Source organism: Bacillus thuringiensis (assembly GCF_001595725.1).
In the GTDB taxonomy this organism is placed as follows: domain Bacteria; phylum Bacillota; class Bacilli; order Bacillales; family Bacillaceae_G; genus Bacillus_A; species Bacillus_A thuringiensis_K.
In genome coordinates, this window is record NZ_CP014282.1 from 4,746,388 (window position 1) to 4,763,954 (window position 17,567).

The window sequence follows — 17,567 nt, forward strand, 5'->3', positions numbered from 1 at the left end:
AGCAATTGGATAGCATTACTCTCAAAAAAGCACCACGCTTTTTCAAGGGAGTAGTCTGCCCATTCCCATTACAAAGGAACGTATTGCATCTGTAGTATGATGTTTACGGAGGTTCCTCTTTGGGGAACCTCCTTTTATTTTTGTCTTTTTCTCATGTCTTCATACTACAAGACATCCAAATAGCTGTATTACGTTTCTTTGCCACTACTATAAGAGGTGAAGGAAAATGCAGAAAGTACAACTTTCTTGGAGTTTATATGAAAATCAGCAACACACAATCGAAAAATATTGTAAAAATTGCGGACGTACTACCCTATTTACTGATACGAATATTCGTAGGCATAACGCCAATGGAAAAAACATATACCGCTTTGCTATTTATAAATGTCCGAAAGATCATACGTGGAATCAAAAACTGCGTATTTATAAATCATTTACTGATCACGTTGAAACGATCGATATGACCCAGCAAGATCAAGCCGAAACAACTACTACTATTTCCATTATGCAACATAAAGAAAACGGCATAGCCGAAATCACGCTTGTATTAGACCTCATTTTCGGTTCCCACCGCATCGATAAAGCCTTATCCACATATATTTCTGACTGGAGCCGTACACTCATTGTGGATAAAATTAAAAATGGGGATATTCAATTGAACGGACAACAAATGAAGCCAAATACAATACTTTCTGAAGGCGATTATATCTCGATTTGTTTGTAAGCGAGTATATGCAAAAAATCCTCTTACAATTGTAAGAGGATTTTTTTATTTCTTCACTTTTCGTAATACGAAGTGTGCACAACCGAAGTTACAGTACTCGTATAAATACTCTGATAACGTACTAATTTTCGTATCATATGTCGAACGTTGATTACTATCATCAAAGAAACCGCGCAATCTAAGTTGCTCATAACCCCAGTCCCCAACGATGTAATCATATTTATTTAAAATTTCTGCATAACGCTCTTTAAATGCTTCTTCACTAAAACCATCACGAAAGTTTTTAATTACTTCGTACTGAACATTATTAATGCTCACCGTAGCATGCATCTCTTGCTCTTGCTTTTGCTCCATCATTAACTTCCTCTCTAAGCATTCTTCTTTTTATCGTATCACAAAGCATACCAACCAACAATTTCAAATACAAAAAATTGAAAATTAGTGCATGCTATGGAGAAGGAGGTGATACATCGTGAAAAAACAAATTATGCTCTCTCTCCTCACTCTTTCCTTATTTGCAGGCTGCCAGCCAGCAAATAAAGCCGAAATGGAACGTGAAGAAGGAAGCCGTGTTCTTGTTTCCAATAAAAATGACATGTATCATACGGAAAATACAAATACAAGACTCACAAGAGTCGGTTATTCTTCTAAACAAAAGCATGAAGTATCTAACAAACAAGTAGGGGCCATTAATCGCGAGAAAGTCGCTGAAATGATTACAAGCATGACCGTCAAACTTCCTGACGTTACAAACGCTGCTACACTCGTTACCGATGATGAAGTATTTGTTGTATATCGTGCAAACACAACGGATCCAAAACTTGTAGCGGATCAAGTATATAGAGCTGCTTTGTCCATCGTCCCTCGCTATTATAAAGCATATGTATCAACAGACCAAAAGTTGATTTCCCAAATTCAAGGCCTTCAATCTGGCGCATTAAATGATACAGAATATACGCAAAGCCTCGATATGCTAAAACGTGAAATGAGTAAAAATCCTCATTTGAACAATACGGGAGATCAGACCTTGAATGATATGATTAAAAAGTAAAACAGGTGGAGAAAATCTCCACCTGTTTTACTTTTTATTTTTTATTACGATCCGCATAAACTTCCATTGCATCACACATAAACTGCGCTAAACCTTCGCCAAACTTATCGATATTTTTCGTAAAGCGCTCATCAGCGACGTACATTTGGCCGAGTCCTTTAAAAGCATCTAATGAATAGTGACTAAAGTTTTGCAAGTAATCGTACCATACTTTGATAGCTTCTTGCGCCTCTTTGGAATCAGGTGCACCGTGTCTAAGTGCCGCTAAATTTCTGTAAATAGCATTAAACTCTTCTTGCTTCTCTTTTGACATACCTTTCGCATATTCATTCGCTTTATCTACAGCTGCGTCTCCCCATCTTTCACGTGCTTCTTCTTCATATGGGTTATGGCTGAAATCGAATCCTTCAAATTTCTCTTTATTCGTCATTTCAATCTCTCCTTTTGTATGCTGAATTGTTTTATCAATCGTCGCAATCACCTTATCTAATCTGGCACGCTTTTCAAGAAGCATTTTCTTATGAAGCTGTAGTGCCTCTTCGCGATCAAATGATGGACTCATGATAATTTCTTTAATTTTCTTCAAAGGGAAGCCTAGTTCTTTAAAAAACAAAATTTGCTGCAACGTCTCTAAATTTTCATTGGAATACAGACGATATCCAGACTCTGTCGTCTCGTCTGGGGTTAACAACCCAATTTCATCGTAATGATGCAGTGTGCGCACACTAATTCCAACTAAATCAGCTACTTCTTTTACTCTCATTGTCATTTGTATCCCCCCTTAGTACATACGATAAAGTATGACGCAACGTTAGAGTCAATAAGTAAATTCATTTTCTTTCTAAAAGTTTCATCTCTCCCCTATTTCATGCATAATAGATATGTACATATATTAGAAAGCGGTGAAAGTATGGTTTCAAATACTGTAATTGCCAGCATCATCTTTCAACTCATTGTCTCGATTCTGGTCCCAATTATCGTACTCGTTTATTTCCGTAAAAAATATCATATTAATTGGAAAGTGGTCGGCATTGGTGTTCTTATCTTTATCGGATTTACCCAAATTCTTGAAACACCATTCCACCTATTTATGCGCGGTAATCCAACAATCGCTCCATTTTTAGAAAATCCGTTTGTCTTCGCAATTTATGGCGGATTGACTGCTGGTATTTTTGAAGAATTAGGACGCTTCGTTGCCTTCTTCTTCTTACTAAAAAAATATCTAGAATATAAAGATGGCTTCGCTTATGGAATAGGTCACGGCGGAATTGAATCTATTTTAATTGGCGGTTTTTCTGCATTACAAGCATTAATCTTTGCTAATTCTATTAACGATGGTAGCTTCGCTCGACTGATTGAACAAAAACCCGAGCTCAGCATTTTACAGGACATGTTAATTCAGCAACCTGCCTACTTATACTTCCTTGGTAGCTTAGAAAGAATTATGGCACTCGTGCTTCAAATCGCCTTTACAATGCTTGTTTTATACGCAGTAAAACAGAAGAAATATATCTTCCTAGTATACGCTATACTATTCCACGCATTTGTAGACTTTTTCGCGGCACTTTACCAAACAAAAACAATCAATCTCTTCGTTGCCGAAGGAATTACACTTCTCTGTACAATTGGCGCTGTCGTTCTTATTCGCAAGATGAAAGCGAAATTAATGAGTGTGCCGGAGTAAAAAATAAACCACCAAAATTGGTGGTTTATTTTTTATATGAATTACCACACTGATAATAACTTTTGTCCTCTTGCAGCTCCCTCTTTGTTTCTGCATCTATAACGATATATTTATGAAACTCTTCTACCTCATTTTGAGAAAAGGAAGCGAAAAAATAAACTTGGCGATCAGGATGAACAAAAAAATCTTGAAGCATCACACTACTCCGACGACCCATGGCTGTTTTTTGTAGGAAAGAAAATTCTTCATCAGCCACTTCTTTAAATAAGATTTTTTTCCGAACACTATATGCTGCATTATTGTATTCTTTATAGATTTTCTTGTCTAACTGTTTATAAAAAACATCCTCACTCACAAATGACTTATTTCGATTGCTTGATAATTTACTTTTTGATTCGACTCTGCATAAGTTGTGGACAAGTGTATAAAAAAACAAAGACTAAATACAATACATATCATTTTATTCATGATTGCACCTCAAATGTTCATTATCCACATTAATTTTCCACATATTTAAATCAATATGCCGTTTCCAAGAAAAAGGAATTATTTCCACATTTGTCGAAGTATATAGCGTCAACTTGAAAGATGGGGATGAATTATGAAGAAAATTATTGTAATACGACATTGTTCAGCAACTGGGCAAAAACGTGATGATGAATTAACGACCGATGGAAAAGACCAAGCAAATACTCTTGCTACATTCCTCTTAGAAAATCATCTACAAATCGATCATATTATTTCAAGCCCATTTGTCCGAGCTATCGATTCCATTCGGCCCTATGCGCTCCAAGCTAACTTATCTATCCAAGAAGATGAACGATTAACTGAACGCATATTGAGCAACGTTCCAATGGATGATTGGATGCAAAAACTAGAATCCACTTTTACGAACATAGATATTGCCTTTTCAGGCGGAGAGTCAACAAAACAAGCAACAGACCGTGCCATTTCGCTTATTCAAGACGTTTTACAATTAAACCATACGACAACACTACTTGTTACACATGGCAATTTACTTACGCTCATTTTAAAACATTTTGATCATACGATTGGCTTTAATGAATGGAGAACTTTAACCAATCCTGATATTTACGAAATTACAATCGACGAACAATGTATCATAAAACGCTTATGGGAAGCATCGTCCAAGTAATATCCCTTTCCAAAACATTCAGTTGACGCCACGAGAAGAGACTGTTCTAACAATAGAAAGGGGTATCATTTCATATGTACGAAGACGTACTTGCTTTACTACATAAAACAAATGTTTCTTATGAAAAATTCGAACACGAACCAGTACTCGATTATGAGACGGATCGGATCGTACGTGAGAGACTTGGCTTACAAGGCACTCCAAGTAAAAGCTTATTTTTAAAATCAAAGTCTGGAGATTATTACGTATTTTTTACGTTAGAGGGCACAAGGCTCAACCGGGGAGAGATGAAAGAGCTAACAGGAGAACGCTTATCTCTCTGTTCTCCTGATGAACTGCGAGACAAAACTGGTTGTACGCCGGGATGTGTAGCTCCTTTCGGATATTCACACGATGTAACAATTATTGTGGATAACGCTATTTATACGTACGATAAAATTTTAATTACACCTGGTGTTCCTGAATTTACAATTGAATTATCCACAGAAGAATTAAAAAAGATTTTATTAACATGTACAAATACCGTTTTAGAGTACAAACAAAAAGAGAGCTAATCGCTAGCTCTCTTTTTTCATTATTTAGCTTCTGCTGTTTTTTCTTTTGCAGAACGTACTTGCTCGTCCGCATGGTAAGAAGAACGCACAAGTGGGCCAGCTTCACAGTGGCTAAATCCTTTGCTAAGTGCAATTTCTTTAAGCTCTGCAAATTCTGCTGGTGGGTAATATTTAAGAACTGGTAAATGCTTCTTAGATGGTTGTAGGTATTGCCCAAGAGTTAAAATATCCACATTGTTTGCACGTAAGTCATCCATTGCTTCAATTAAATCTTCTCTCGTTTCACCTAAGCCCACCATAATGCTCGATTTAGTTGGAATATCAGGCTGCATTTCTTTCGCTCGACGTAAAAACTCTAATGAACGTTCATATTTTGCTCTAGCGCGAACTCGGTCAGATAATCGACGTACTGTTTCAATGTTATGGTTTAGAATATCTGGTTTTGCATCCATTAACATTTTTAAGTTTTCTTCTACTCCACCCATATCAGATGGTAATACTTCGATAGACGTGAATGGGTTTTTACGACGTACTGCGCGTACTGTTTCAGCAAAAACAGCTGCTCCCCCGTCCTTTAAATCATCACGTGCAACCGCTGTTATAACAACGTGCTTTAAGCCCATTTGAACTACTGAATCTGCTACGCGTTCTGGTTCTTGTAAATCAAGCTCAGTTGGTAAGCCTGTTTTAACCGCACAAAAACGACAAGCACGTGTACAAACCGCACCTAAAATCATAAATGTTGCTGTTTTTCTTACAGCCCAGCATTCATGAATATTCGGACATTTTGCCTCTTCACAAACGGTATGAAGATTCTTAGAACGCATCATTTTCTTTAAGCCTGTATAGTTTTCATTCGTGTTTAACTTAATTTTCAACCATTCGGGCTTGCGCTTATATTCTGTTTGTTTTGTCATGGTTATCAACTCCGCACAATATGAAATAGTTTACCGTGTTCGCTTCTTTCAATGTAACATATCTATTCTAACGTATGAAAGCGATTTGCTCAAATGAAGATTCTAAGATTTTTTCCAATCGTTCCCTATAATGAAATACTCCGTATATCCCACACTAAAAAGAGTGATGTTGTGAAAGGAGTCTATTTCATGCTTCGAAAAATTTCTCTTTTGCTTTCTATTTGTTTTCTTCTCCACCAAAACATCGCTTACGGTGAAGATAATCAGCAAAGCATATACGAAAAGCGCATGGCACTATATAAAGAAACCGAGCAGTCTTCAGGCATTCCATGGTATTACTTAGCTGCAATGGATCAATATGAAAGAAATATACGGAGCGTAAGAAAAGATATTCCGAAAAAACCAGATGCCATCATTTCCCTTTATTTCAAACCAGAAATATGGGCTGGGCCTATTAATAGTAACGATACTCTCCCCCATACAATTTCTCTATTTGGCGGAATAGGTTTAGATGGTGACAAAGATGGATTTGCAAATGCAAATAGCGACCGTGATCTTCTGCATACCGCAGCGACTATTTTAAGGAAACAAGGAACGTCAGAAGACCGTATTAAAATTATGCTTTGGGAATATTATAGACGTGCAAAAACAGTTGATTTAATTAGCGAATACGCCCAAATTTATAAACATTATGGACGTATTAATTTAGAAGGAAATGCTTTTCCTCTTCCGATTCGTAGTGACCATAGCTACCGTAGTACTTTCGGCGCTGGAAGAAGTTTTGGCGGCAGAAGGATTCATGAAGGAACCGATATTTTCGCCGGATATGGCGTGCCAGTAAGATCGACTTGCTATGGCATTATTGAAACGAAAGGTTGGAACCGCCTTGGTGGATGGCGCATTGGTATTCGTGACCTTCATAACAATTACCATTATTACGCCCATTTAGGCGGGTTTTCAAAAGAAATACAGCTTGGACAAATTGTTGAACCAGGAAAAGTAATCGGATTTGTTGGTAGCACTGGTTATGGACCTCCTGGTACAGCCGGAAAATTTCCACCCCACTTACATTTTGGCATGTATAAAGACAATGGCTATACAGAATGGGCCTTCGATCCATACATGCATTTAAGCCTTTGGGAACGCAAAGAACGAGCAAATACAAAACGATAACCGTAGCGCATTGCTACGGTTATTTTTTATCCAGTAAAAGCCCGGCTCAGCCGAGTTTCACTTTATATGCAATTAACTATCTGTTTTCTTTTTATCAGGTACAGCAACACTTCCGCTTCCATAATACGTAGGCACTTCCCCTTGAACGATACGCGTCGCAATTGGAACATTTTGTTTCACCGTTATCTCTTTCGTATGAAATGGAATAATTACTTGCAATGTTACTTCCATTTCCATAACAATTTGAATCGCTGTAGTATTAATCCCATGCGGCTCAATTTTTTGTTTAATATCTGTATTCACATGACCAATTGGCGTGAAATGAATTGGAATATCTGGTCCTATATTACCAAGAAGTGCATTATCCGTTACACGCCCAAAAGGAACTGCCATAGTCGCCCCATTTTTTTCAGAAATACCTAGCTCCTTCAACTTCCCTTGTTCTACTTGTTGCAAATATTTTTCTATGTACGTGGTCGTTGACGTTACGATTTCATTTACTTGCTTCGTATTTAAATTAATTGTGGATACTTTTCCGTTTTTATCATTCTGTACTTTCATTAATGAATCGACATCGAATCCTTCATTAATTCGATCCTTTACTGCCTTCGTCATAATTGCTGTCGCCATTTTATGTGTCTCTACTTCCCCATATTTAATTAAGGTCGGCTGAATGTTATTATTCACAATCCACAACCCTTGCGTAAGTAATATAACAAAAAGAATAAACGACATAAGCAGTATATACCGAAAGGCAATAGGTCCCTTTCGAAACCGCGAGTTTTTCGAGCGAAATATACTCATAAAAAAACCTCCTTCTTATATCATTTCTATGCAAGAAGGAGGGACGATATATGCTTATCTCATTTTTAATAATGCTTCTTTTCCAATCGTTCCTGCTGGAATGCCTAATGCTTCAGCTCCAGTCGTTACCGATTCTAGTGGCGCTTCAAGAAGTTGTTCAATCGTTCTTACACCAACCGCACGGCCAGCAATAATTCCTCGATCACCTAATTTCTCATTTAAAAGACCTACATCTAATGCACCACACATAATATATCCTTTATCGCTCATTACAGCTAGCAAATTCGTCTTTGGAAGTTTCACGCTAACTGCAATAAACGTATAATTATCAATTATAATTGGCTCCACATTAACCATAGTTCACACTCCTCTCTTTCTTATCTGTATGACAAGAGAAAAATGAGTGTTACAAGTTAACTAGCCTATAGTTTAACGGAAGATGTATACGTTATTAACATATCTGTTAACACATCTCTAAGTAGTTCTGGCATATAATATTGTTTGTCAGAAAGTGTGGATAGCTCTGGGTATAAGTAGCCAAATGTAAACATATCAATCGTTCCTACTGTATATATACGATCTAATTCCAGCGATTCCCCGTTAATTAATACATCTTCGAGTAAAATTTTATTCCCGGGAATCGTATCTGGAATGACTTCTACACCAGCGTAAATCATTTTCCCCATCACTTTTCCCCGAAATCCGAATCCTTTTACCTCAAGATTCTCCATATTCGGTTTACGTGCTTTCAAAATAACTTCTCTTAATATCTTTCCTGGAACTTTCAAAGCACAAGGATTAATTGGATGTGGACAAATTCTGTGAATATCTCCGCGCGTCACAACACCTTCTTCTAATCCTTCAAGAAGCACACCCGCATTCACCATTCCAATCTCTGCACCGCACCACATTTTCAGCGCATTTGCTAACATGTGCGAAAATGCTGTTTCCTGAAACCAATCGACTGGCAATGATTCCTTTACATGAACGACAGGCTCTGCCATAATCTGTTTACTTTCTTCCTGCAGCAATTCAATTGTGGATAACGGTTTGCTGTAAGCACCTAAACGTTCTGTCTTAATCGCTCTACCGTCCTTTTTCAACAGCTTCTTCGTCTCTTTATCCACAGTAAGCTGAACGTGCCCAACGTAACGTCCCCACTTTTCACAACAACAAAGTAACGTATTATTCATAAGAACGCCTCGCTCAAATAAATGATGCGTATGTGCCCCTAAAATAACATCTACATCATAATGCTCCGCCATATACTCATCCATGCTTTTTCCAAGGTGAGAAAGAACAACTGTAATATGAGCCTCATCTTTCACTTCTTCTAAAATTGACTCTAAATGGATAAGCGGATCTTCAATATGCCAATCGAGCATATAATAAAACTCCGGATAAGCTACCGTTAATCCGATAAAAGCAATCGTAATCCCATCTGTCGTTGTATGTAATTTATAAGGCTTTGCCCACTCCGGACGTACCCCTTCTTTTTCAAATAAATTCGCGACGAGCACCTCAAATCCAGCATCATCATATAGACGATTCAAATGCTCCTTCGCTAACGTAATTCCTTCATTATTTCCGATCGTTACATAATCATATAACGCCTCATTCAAAAGCTTCGTATTGCCAAGTCCATTCGTCGCTTCCGAAATACTATGAAAACGATCCACATGATCGCCGATATCAACCGTCAAGACGGTCTCTCCCGCTTCCTGTCTTCGCTTTTTCTCCTCTTGTACAAACCGAGAAATTTGCGGCCAATTTTCAAAATGACTATGTATATCGTTTGTATGATAAAGATGGATGATTGTTTCTTTATTTATATTCAGAGAAAAAACCTCCTCTCAGTTCCTTACTGCCATTTACGCTATGCGCACGCAATAATCCTGTAAATACTTTTCGTCTTTTCTTGCTATTTTACATTGTACTCGCATTGTGAGAAAAAGCAAAAGATTGTCCTTTTTATATGAGAAATTTTCTTTTTTTAGTTGTTGAATTCTTTGATAGAACGGGGATTTGTCAGAAAGTTTGTTAAGTGGTTTTACGAGTATTTTGGTGGATTTCCTTGTGGATTCTCCTGTGGGTTTGTCAGTATCTTAGTCTCAACTACTTCCATTCGGCCACCTTATGGATATCATCTAAATATTGAGGGGGGTATATGCCAGCTCTACTATGTCGTAATTTATCGATAAGTCGATATCCCTTGTCGAATCGTCGATATATTGAAATAATCGCCGATATATTCGGAGTTATGGTCGATATATTTGAAAAATCGCTGATATATTTAGCTGGAAACCTACCTGGGTATCCAGGTCACACTCAATTTCAGATAAACAAAACAAAAAAAGCGCCCTGCTGTGCAGGGCGCTTTCTTCATACTTATATTAACCGATAGAACCTTCCATCTCAAACTTGATTAGGCGGTTCATTTCAACTGCGTATTCCATTGGAAGTTCGCGAGTGAATGGCTCGATGAAGCCCATTACGATCATTTCTGTAGCTTCTTGCTCAGAAATACCGCGGCTCATTAGGTAGAATAATTGTTCTTCTGATACTTTCGATACTTTCGCTTCGTGCTCAAGTGAAACGTAATCGTTTTTGATTTCGTTGTAAGGAATTGTATCAGATGTAGATTGGTTATCCATGATTAACGTGTCACACTCGATGTTAGAGCGAGAGTTTTTCGCTTTTGGTCCGAAGTGTACGATACCACGGTAAGTTACTTTACCACCATGCTTCGCAATCGATTTAGAAACGATTGTTGAAGACGTGTTTGGTGCTAAGTGAATCATTTTCGCACCAGCATCTTGGTGTTGGCCTTTACCAGCAATCGCGATAGATAATGTTAAACCACGAGCGCCTTCACCTTTTAAGATAACTGCTGGATATTTCATCGTTAATTTAGATCCGATGTTACCGTCAATCCATTCCATCGTTGCGTTTTCTTCACAAACCGCACGTTTTGTAACTAGGTTGTATACGTTGTTCGCCCAGTTTTGGATTGTTGTATAACGGCAATAAGCATCTTTTTTAATGATGATTTCTACTACCGCACTGTGAAGTGAGTTAGTCGTGTAAACAGGTGCTGTACAACCTTCTACGTAGTGTACGTGTGCGCCTTCGTCTACGATGATAAGCGTACGCTCGAATTGTCCCATATTTTCAGAGTTAATACGGAAATACGCTTGAAGTGGTGTATCAACTTTAACACCTTTTGGAACGTAGATGAATGATCCACCAGACCAAACTGCAGAGTTTAATGCAGAGAATTTGTTGTCTGTTGGTGGAATTACTTTTCCGAAATGTTCACGGAAAATATCTTCGTTCTCTTTTAATGCGCTATCTGTATCTTTGAAGACGATTCCTAGAGCTTCTAGGTCTTCTTTCATGTTGTGGTATACAACTTCAGATTCGTACTGTGCAGATACACCAGCTAAATATTTTTGCTCAGCTTCTGGAATACCTAATTTATCAAATGTTGCTTTAATTTCATCAGGTACTTCATCCCAAGACTTCTCAGATTTCTCAGATGGTTTTACGTAGTACGTAATCTCATCGAAATCTAAGTCATTTAAGTCGCCGCCCCATTGTGGCATTGGCATTTCATAGAACTTATCCAGTGATTTTAAACGGAAGTCTAACATCCACTGTGGTTCTTCTTTCATACGTGAAATCTCTTCAACGATCTCTTTTGTTAAACCGCGTCCAGCACGGAAAATCGAAACGTCTTTGTCTTTGAAACCATATTTATAATCGCCGATATCTGGCAGTTGCTTCGCCATGTTGGTGTGTCCCTCCTTAGATAACCTCATTTTTAGGAACCTTTAACATTACTTATCTTCGTTTAAGCCCTTTTCTAACGCTTTCCACGCTAATGTTGCACATTTAATACGTGCAGGGAACTTGCATACGCCTTGTAATGCTTCAATATCTCCTAAATCGATGCTGTCATCGTACTCTTTTCCTAGCATCATGTCAGAGAAAATTTTCGAAAGCTGAAGTGCTTCTTCAATTTTCTTACCTTTTACTGCTTGTGTCATCATTGAAGCTGAAGACATTGAGATTGAACATCCTTCGCCTTCAAACTTCGCCTCTTGCACAATACCTTCTTCTACTTTCATCGTAAGTTGAATACGATCGCCGCAAGTTGGATTGTTCAAGTTAACAGTAACACTATCTTCTAACACGCCATTGTTACGAGGATTCTTATAATGATCCATAATAACTTGACGATATAACGTATCTAAATTATTAAATGACATTTGTGAAATACTCCTTTGTCTTGATTAGCGATTCAACAAATGTATCAATTTCTTCTTTTGTATTATATAAATAGAAGCTCGCACGTGCTGTTGAAGAAGCTTTTAGCCACTTCATAAGCGGTTGTGCACAGTGATGTCCTGCGCGAACTGCAATGCCTTCTACATCTAATACAGTCGCTACATCGTGAGGATGTACGTCTTCAATATTAAATGTAACAAGACCAGCGCGATGCTTTGGACCATAAATTGTAACGCCATCTACTTCTGATAGTCTTTCTAAAGCGTATTGCGCTAATTCATGCTCATGCTTTTCAATATTATCAAGACCGATTTCTTCTAGGAAATCAATTGCCGCACCAAGTCCGATTGCATTACCGATAATCGGTGTACCTGCTTCAAACTTCCACGGAAGCTCTTTCCAAGTAGATTCTTGTAAATCTACGAAATCAATCATTTCACCGCCAAATTCAATTGGCTCCATATTGTTCAGCAATTCTTTTTTACCATATAATACGCCGATGCCTGTAGGTCCGCACATCTTATGAGCAGATAATGCGTAGAAATCACAGTTTAAATCTTGTACATCTACTTTCATGTGAGGTGTACTTTGTGCACCGTCAACGACCATAATTGCGCCATTTTCGTGTGCAATCGCTCCGATTTCTTTTACAGGGTTAATCGTTCCAAGCACGTTTGAAACTTGCATAATAGAAACGATTTTTGTATTCGGTGTAACTGTTTGACGAACATCTTCTAAAGAAATTGTACCGTCTGGTTGAAGCGGAAGGTATTTTAAAGTTGCACCAGTTTTCTTCGCAACTTGTTGCCACGGAATGATGTTACTATGGTGCTCCATGTAAGAAATAACGATTTCATCGCCTTCTTTTACATTTTCAAGACCATAGCTAGCCGCTACTGTATTTAATGCAGTTGTCGTTCCGCGCGTGAAAATAATCTCTTCCATTGATTTCGCGTTAATAAACTTGCGAACTTTCTCGCGTGCACCTTCATACGCGTCGGTAGCTTTCGTACCGAGCGTATGAACACCGCGATGCACGTTAGAATTATATTCTTTATAGTAACGTTCTAACGTTTCAATGACTTGAATTGGTTTTTGAGAAGTTGCTGCACTATCGAAATATACAAGTTGTTTGCCGTTCACTTTTTGATCAAGAATTGGAAACTGTTTGCGTATTTCATGAATATTCATTAGCGAACTTTCCTTTCAATTACCTCAACAAGCTGTGCTTTTACTCCTTCAATTGGAAGCTCATTTACTACAGGTGCTAAGAATCCATGGATGACTAAACGTTCTGCTTCGCGTTTTGGAATACCACGGCTCATCAAGTAGTATAATTGGTACGGATCTACGCGGCCTACTGAAGCTGCGTGACCTGCCATTACATCATCTTCGTCGATTAAAAGTATTGGGTTTGCATCACCGCGTGCTTTCTCATCTAACATAAGAACGCGAGAAGATTGTTGTGCGTTTGATTTAGATGCACCGTGTTCAATCTTACCAATCCCGTTAAAGATAGATGTTGCACTATCTTTTTGTACACCGTGTTTTAAAATCCAACCTTCAGAGTGTTTACCGAAGTGAACAACTTTAGTTGTAAAGTTTTGTGTTTGGTTACCACGGCCAATTGTTACTGTTTTCGTATCAGCATATGAACCGTCGCCCATTAAGTTTGTAACGTTCTCGGAAATTGTATTTCCGTCATTCATAAGGCCTAGAGCCCAATCAATGCGGCCGTCGCGTCCAACAACACCGCGGCGGTTAACGTAAGTTGTTACGTCTTTTGCTAATAGATCAACCGCACCAAATTTAACTTGTGCGCCTTGTTCCACGATTACTTCTGCTACGATATTTGCAATACCTTTAGCATTTTCATTTGCAACATAGTTTTCTACATAAGTTGCAGTACTGTTCGCATCAGCTACGAATAATACATGGTTATATACGTTAGCTTCTTCGCCGTCTACTAAGAATACAGCTTGAAGTGGAGTTTCAAGAACAACGTTTTTCGGAACATATACGAATGCACCGCCGTTGATTAATGCAGCATGAAGTGCAGTTAAACGATGCTCGTCTACCTTCACGCCATCTTTCATTAAGTACTTTTGTACTAGCTCAGCGTGCTCAGTTGCAGCTGTTACGATGTCTGTAAAAATAACACCTTTTTCTTTTGCTTCGTCTGCTAAAGAAACGAACGCTGTTGTACCAGTGCGTTGTACTAATACGCTGTTGTTTTCATCGATTAAGTTTTTCACTGCTTCTGGAAGCTCTGTTAAAGAACTTACAGGCTCTTGCTTAGCAGCGTCGCCTTTTCCGATAAAGTCCCATTTTTCAATTTTCGTTTTATCAGGCGTTGGCATTGGAAGTTCAGTTGCTTGTGCAAGAGCTTGTAAGCGGAACTCAGTCAACCAAGCAGCTTCGTTTACTTCGCTTGCGCGTTGACGGATTGTTTCTTGATCGAAAGGTAATGTACCGATTGTCATGTTTATGCTCCTCTCTTACGCTTCTTGCTCTGTTGTTTCGTCTTCAATACCTAATTCTTTTTTAATCCAGTCGTAACCTTCAGCTTCTAGACGTTGTGCAAGCTCAGGACCACCAGATTTAACGATACGACCGTTCATCATAACGTGAACGAAGTCTGGAGTGATGTAGTTTAATAAACGTTGGTAATGCGTAATCATTAGGCAACCGAACTCTTCGCCGCGCATTTCGTTAATACCTTTAGATACAACTTTTAATGCATCGATATCAAGACCTGAGTCGATTTCATCTAAGATTGCGATTTTTGGCTCAATCATCATTAATTGAAGAATTTCGTTACGTTTTTTCTCTCCACCAGAGAAACCTTCGTTTAAGTAACGTTGTGCCATTTCTGGATCCATTTCTAGGAATTCCATGTTTTTATCTAATGTACGGATAAATTTCATAAGAGAAATTTCATCGCCTTCTTCACGACGTGCATTAATTGCAGAACGTAAGAAGTCAGCGTTTGTTACTCCGCTAATTTCACTTGGATATTGCATTGCTAGGAATAGACCCGCTTGTGCGCGCTCATCTACTTCCATTTCTAATACATCTTCACCGTCGATGATGATGCTACCTTCTGTTACTTCATACTTTGGGTGACCCATAATTGCAGAAGATAAAGTTGATTTACCTGTTCCGTTAGGTCCCATAATTGCGTGGATTTCTCCACCTTTTACTTCAAGGTTTACACCCTTTAAAATTTCTTTGCCATCAATTGATACGTGTAAGTCTTTAACCGTTAATGTAGAACCAGCCATCTCAATACCTCCATTAATCCTATATATACATTTTAAAAATTCCTAAAACGTTCATATTCTCATTTTATTCTCATTCTAATTTTATATCAAATAAAATGATATCGCAAACGACGAAAAAAAGTAACCGTTTTTTCATAAATGTATATAAGTATTTCCTTTGCATCTTTCTATGATACACCTTTCTTCTTATTTATATAAAGAAAAAAGGACTGGTAATTTTCCAGTCCTTTCCTTATAATTATTCACTTACCGGAAGTACAGCACCTTTATATTCTTTATTAATAAAATCTTGAATTTCTTTTGAATGTAGCACTTCTACTAGCTCTTTAATTTCTTTTTTCTTCTCATCACCTTTACGAACTGCAATGATGTTTGCATACGGAGAGTCTGCTCCTTCAATCGCAATTGCATCCTTTGTTGGATTTAATTTTGCATCAATTGCATAGTTTGAATTAATAAATAAAGCATCACCTTCATTATTTTCATACAGCTTTGGTGACAATCCAGGCTCTACATCTGTTTTAAACTTTAAGTTTTTCGGATTTTCGACTACATCTTTTACGGTTGCCTTAACAACATCTACACCATCTTTAAGCTTAATCACTCCGCCTTTTTGTAACAATGCTAACATACGGCCTCGCTCCGCTACGTTATTACTCATAATTACTGTTCCGCCATCTGGTAAGTCTTTTAAGCTTTTATATTTCTTAGAATAAATACCCATCGGCTCTAAATGGATTTTTCCTGCGTTTACAATTTTATATCCCTTTTCTTGGATTTCTTTATCTAAGTACGGAATATGCTGGAAGTAGTTCGCATCAATTTCTTTATCCGCTAACGCTTTATTTGGCAGTACATAATCCTGGAACTTTTTAATCTCTAACTTAATACCTTTTTTCTCTAATATTGGCTGTGCCTTCTCTAGAATAACAGCGTGCGGCACGTTAGAGGCTCCAACAACAAGCTTATTCTCTTCTTTTCCTCCGCAAGCAGCTAATGTAAATACAGACAGCGCTGTAACAACTGACAATAAAATCTTTTTCATATGATGTCCCCTTCTCCCCTATAGTTATGTAGTTATAAAAAAGGCTGGCATACACCAGCCTTTTCAGCAATTATTCTTTTACAGGAACAACTGCCCCTTTATATTCTTTATTAATAAAGTCTTCGATTTCTTTAGAATGCAATACTTCTACAAGCTCTTTAATCTCTTTTTTATCTTTATCACCTTTACGAACCACTAATACGTTTGCGTACGGTGAATCATCACCTTCAATTGCAATTGCATCTTTTTCTGGATTTAACTTTGCATCAATTGCATAGTTCGAGTTAATTAAAACAGCGTCGCCTTCTTTATTGTTATACACTTGTGGTAACAAACCTGGCTCAATGTCCGTTTTAAACTTTAAGTTTTTCGGGTTATCTGCAATATCTTTTGGAGTTGCACTAACTGGATCTACCCCGTCTTTAATTTTTAAAATGCCTTCTTTTTGTAAAATTGCTAAACCACGTCCATGGTCAGTAACGGAATTACTCATAATGATTGTCGCTCCGTCTGGAAGTTCTTTTAAGCTCTTATATTTTTGAGAATATACACCGATTGGTTCTAAATGAATTTTTCCTGCTATTTCAAAATCATATTTTTTATCTTTAATTTCTTTCTCTAAATACGGAATGTGCTGGAAGTAGTTTGCATCTAAATCCTTATCCGCTAACGATTTATTTGGCAACACGTAATCTTGGAACTTTTTGACTTCTAATTCAATTCCTTTTTTCTCAAGTAACGGTTTTGCTTTTTCTAAAATTTCAGCATGCGGTACGTTAGAAGCACCCACAACAAGTTTCTTTTCATCTTTATCTTTCCCACCACAAGCAGCTAACCCAAAAATTGAAGTTGAAATAAGTGCCGTAAGTAATAATTTTTTCATTT

19 protein-coding genes and 1 pseudogene are annotated in these 17,567 nt (G+C 37.7%); 6 read left to right on the forward strand and 14 right to left on the reverse strand.

What is annotated here, in order from left to right; translation table 11 throughout:
* Window positions 1-226: 226 nt before the first annotated feature.
* Window positions 227-724: a hypothetical protein gene (locus AXW78_RS23960; RefSeq protein WP_001174583.1), complete on the forward strand. Its 498-nt coding sequence runs from the start codon at window positions 227-229 to the stop codon at window positions 722-724.
* Window positions 725-769: 45 nt separating this feature from the next.
* Here the strand turns inward: AXW78_RS23960 and AXW78_RS23965 are convergent, their stop codons facing one another.
* The gene (locus AXW78_RS23965) at window positions 770-1,081 is read right to left on the reverse strand and encodes a YutD family protein (RefSeq protein WP_002003766.1); all 312 of its coding nucleotides are present in this window, start codon (window positions 1,079-1,081) and stop codon (window positions 770-772) included.
* A gap of 115 nt (window positions 1,082-1,196) precedes the next feature.
* On the opposite strand from AXW78_RS23965, the gene AXW78_RS23970 reads away from it, so the two are divergent.
* Entirely contained in the window at window positions 1,197-1,775 is a 579-nt protein-coding gene (locus tag AXW78_RS23970) for a YhcN/YlaJ family sporulation lipoprotein (protein ID WP_000744207.1), read from the forward strand.
* 34 nt (window positions 1,776-1,809) lie between these two features.
* Here AXW78_RS23970 and AXW78_RS23975 read toward each other — a convergent pair whose 3' ends face one another.
* Window positions 1,810-2,544: a MerR family transcriptional regulator gene (locus AXW78_RS23975; RefSeq protein WP_000178780.1), complete on the reverse strand. Its 735-nt coding sequence runs from the start codon at window positions 2,542-2,544 to the stop codon at window positions 1,810-1,812.
* A 99-nt stretch (window positions 2,545-2,643) separates the two neighbouring features.
* Between AXW78_RS23975 and AXW78_RS23980 the strand changes: the two genes are divergently transcribed.
* Entirely contained in the window at window positions 2,644-3,459 is an 816-nt protein-coding gene (locus tag AXW78_RS23980) for a YhfC family intramembrane metalloprotease (RefSeq protein ID WP_002164224.1), read from the forward strand.
* A 25-nt stretch (window positions 3,460-3,484) separates the two neighbouring features.
* Here the strand turns inward: AXW78_RS23980 and AXW78_RS23985 are convergent.
* Window positions 3,485-3,927, reverse strand: a pseudogene (locus AXW78_RS23985) (hypothetical protein).
* Between the two features lie 133 nt (window positions 3,928-4,060).
* Here AXW78_RS23985 and AXW78_RS23990 point away from each other — a divergent pair.
* Window positions 4,061-4,615 (forward strand): histidine phosphatase family protein, encoded by a 555-nt coding sequence (locus AXW78_RS23990; RefSeq protein WP_000721052.1) that lies wholly within the window; start codon window positions 4,061-4,063, stop codon window positions 4,613-4,615.
* Between the two features lie 74 nt (window positions 4,616-4,689).
* Window positions 4,690-5,169 (forward strand): YbaK/EbsC family protein, encoded by a 480-nt coding sequence (locus tag AXW78_RS23995; protein ID WP_000272748.1) that lies wholly within the window; start codon window positions 4,690-4,692, stop codon window positions 5,167-5,169.
* 20 nt (window positions 5,170-5,189) lie between these two features.
* On the opposite strand, the gene lipA is transcribed toward AXW78_RS23995, so the two are convergent.
* The gene (gene lipA / locus AXW78_RS24000) at window positions 5,190-6,086 is read right to left on the reverse strand and encodes a lipoyl synthase (protein WP_000166372.1); all 897 of its coding nucleotides are present in this window, start codon (window positions 6,084-6,086) and stop codon (window positions 5,190-5,192) included.
* Window positions 6,087-6,275: 189 nt separating this feature from the next.
* On the opposite strand from lipA, the gene AXW78_RS24005 reads away from it, so the two are divergent.
* Window positions 6,276-7,259 (forward strand): M23 family metallopeptidase, encoded by a 984-nt coding sequence (locus AXW78_RS24005; protein ID WP_000944665.1) that lies wholly within the window; start codon window positions 6,276-6,278, stop codon window positions 7,257-7,259.
* Window positions 7,260-7,331: 72 nt separating this feature from the next.
* On the opposite strand, the gene yunB is transcribed toward AXW78_RS24005, so the two are convergent.
* The 10 genes from yunB to metQ (AXW78_RS24060) form a co-directional block, all read right to left on the reverse strand.
* Window positions 7,332-8,063 (reverse strand): sporulation protein YunB, encoded by a 732-nt coding sequence (gene yunB, locus AXW78_RS24010; protein WP_000021793.1) that lies wholly within the window; start codon window positions 8,061-8,063, stop codon window positions 7,332-7,334.
* 54 nt (window positions 8,064-8,117) lie between these two features.
* Window positions 8,118-8,420, reverse strand: coding sequence for a YunC family protein (locus tag AXW78_RS24015; protein WP_000248466.1), 303 nt, complete (start codon window positions 8,418-8,420; stop codon window positions 8,118-8,120).
* 65 nt (window positions 8,421-8,485) lie between these two features.
* Window positions 8,486-9,901 (reverse strand): bifunctional metallophosphatase/5'-nucleotidase, encoded by a 1,416-nt coding sequence (locus tag AXW78_RS24020; RefSeq protein WP_269061767.1) that lies wholly within the window; start codon window positions 9,899-9,901, stop codon window positions 8,486-8,488.
* A gap of 555 nt (window positions 9,902-10,456) precedes the next feature.
* Window positions 10,457-11,854, reverse strand: a complete 1,398-nt coding sequence (sufB, locus tag AXW78_RS24030; protein ID WP_001118827.1) for a Fe-S cluster assembly protein SufB — start codon at window positions 11,852-11,854, stop codon at window positions 10,457-10,459.
* A 48-nt stretch (window positions 11,855-11,902) separates the two neighbouring features.
* Window positions 11,903-12,334, reverse strand: coding sequence for a Fe-S cluster assembly sulfur transfer protein SufU (gene sufU / locus AXW78_RS24035; RefSeq protein WP_000009525.1), 432 nt, complete (start codon window positions 12,332-12,334; stop codon window positions 11,903-11,905).
* Complete coding sequence (gene sufS / locus AXW78_RS24040; RefSeq protein WP_001020767.1) at window positions 12,324-13,544, reverse strand: cysteine desulfurase SufS; 1,221 nt, start codon at window positions 13,542-13,544, stop codon at window positions 12,324-12,326. The genes sufU and sufS overlap by 11 nt, the downstream gene beginning before the upstream one ends.
* Window positions 13,544-14,836 (reverse strand): Fe-S cluster assembly protein SufD, encoded by a 1,293-nt coding sequence (gene sufD, locus AXW78_RS24045; RefSeq protein ID WP_000152185.1) that lies wholly within the window; start codon window positions 14,834-14,836, stop codon window positions 13,544-13,546. Before sufD ends, sufS begins: the two co-directional genes overlap by 1 nt.
* Before the next feature lie 15 nt (window positions 14,837-14,851).
* Window positions 14,852-15,637 (reverse strand): Fe-S cluster assembly ATPase SufC, encoded by a 786-nt coding sequence (gene sufC / locus AXW78_RS24050; protein WP_000929160.1) that lies wholly within the window; start codon window positions 15,635-15,637, stop codon window positions 14,852-14,854.
* 238 nt (window positions 15,638-15,875) lie between these two features.
* Window positions 15,876-16,682 (reverse strand): methionine ABC transporter substrate-binding lipoprotein MetQ, encoded by an 807-nt coding sequence (gene metQ, locus AXW78_RS24055; protein WP_000722399.1) that lies wholly within the window; start codon window positions 16,680-16,682, stop codon window positions 15,876-15,878.
* Between the two features lie 70 nt (window positions 16,683-16,752).
* Window positions 16,753-17,565 (reverse strand): methionine ABC transporter substrate-binding lipoprotein MetQ, encoded by an 813-nt coding sequence (metQ, locus tag AXW78_RS24060; protein ID WP_000735087.1) that lies wholly within the window; start codon window positions 17,563-17,565, stop codon window positions 16,753-16,755.
* Window positions 17,566-17,567 lie beyond the last annotated feature (2 nt).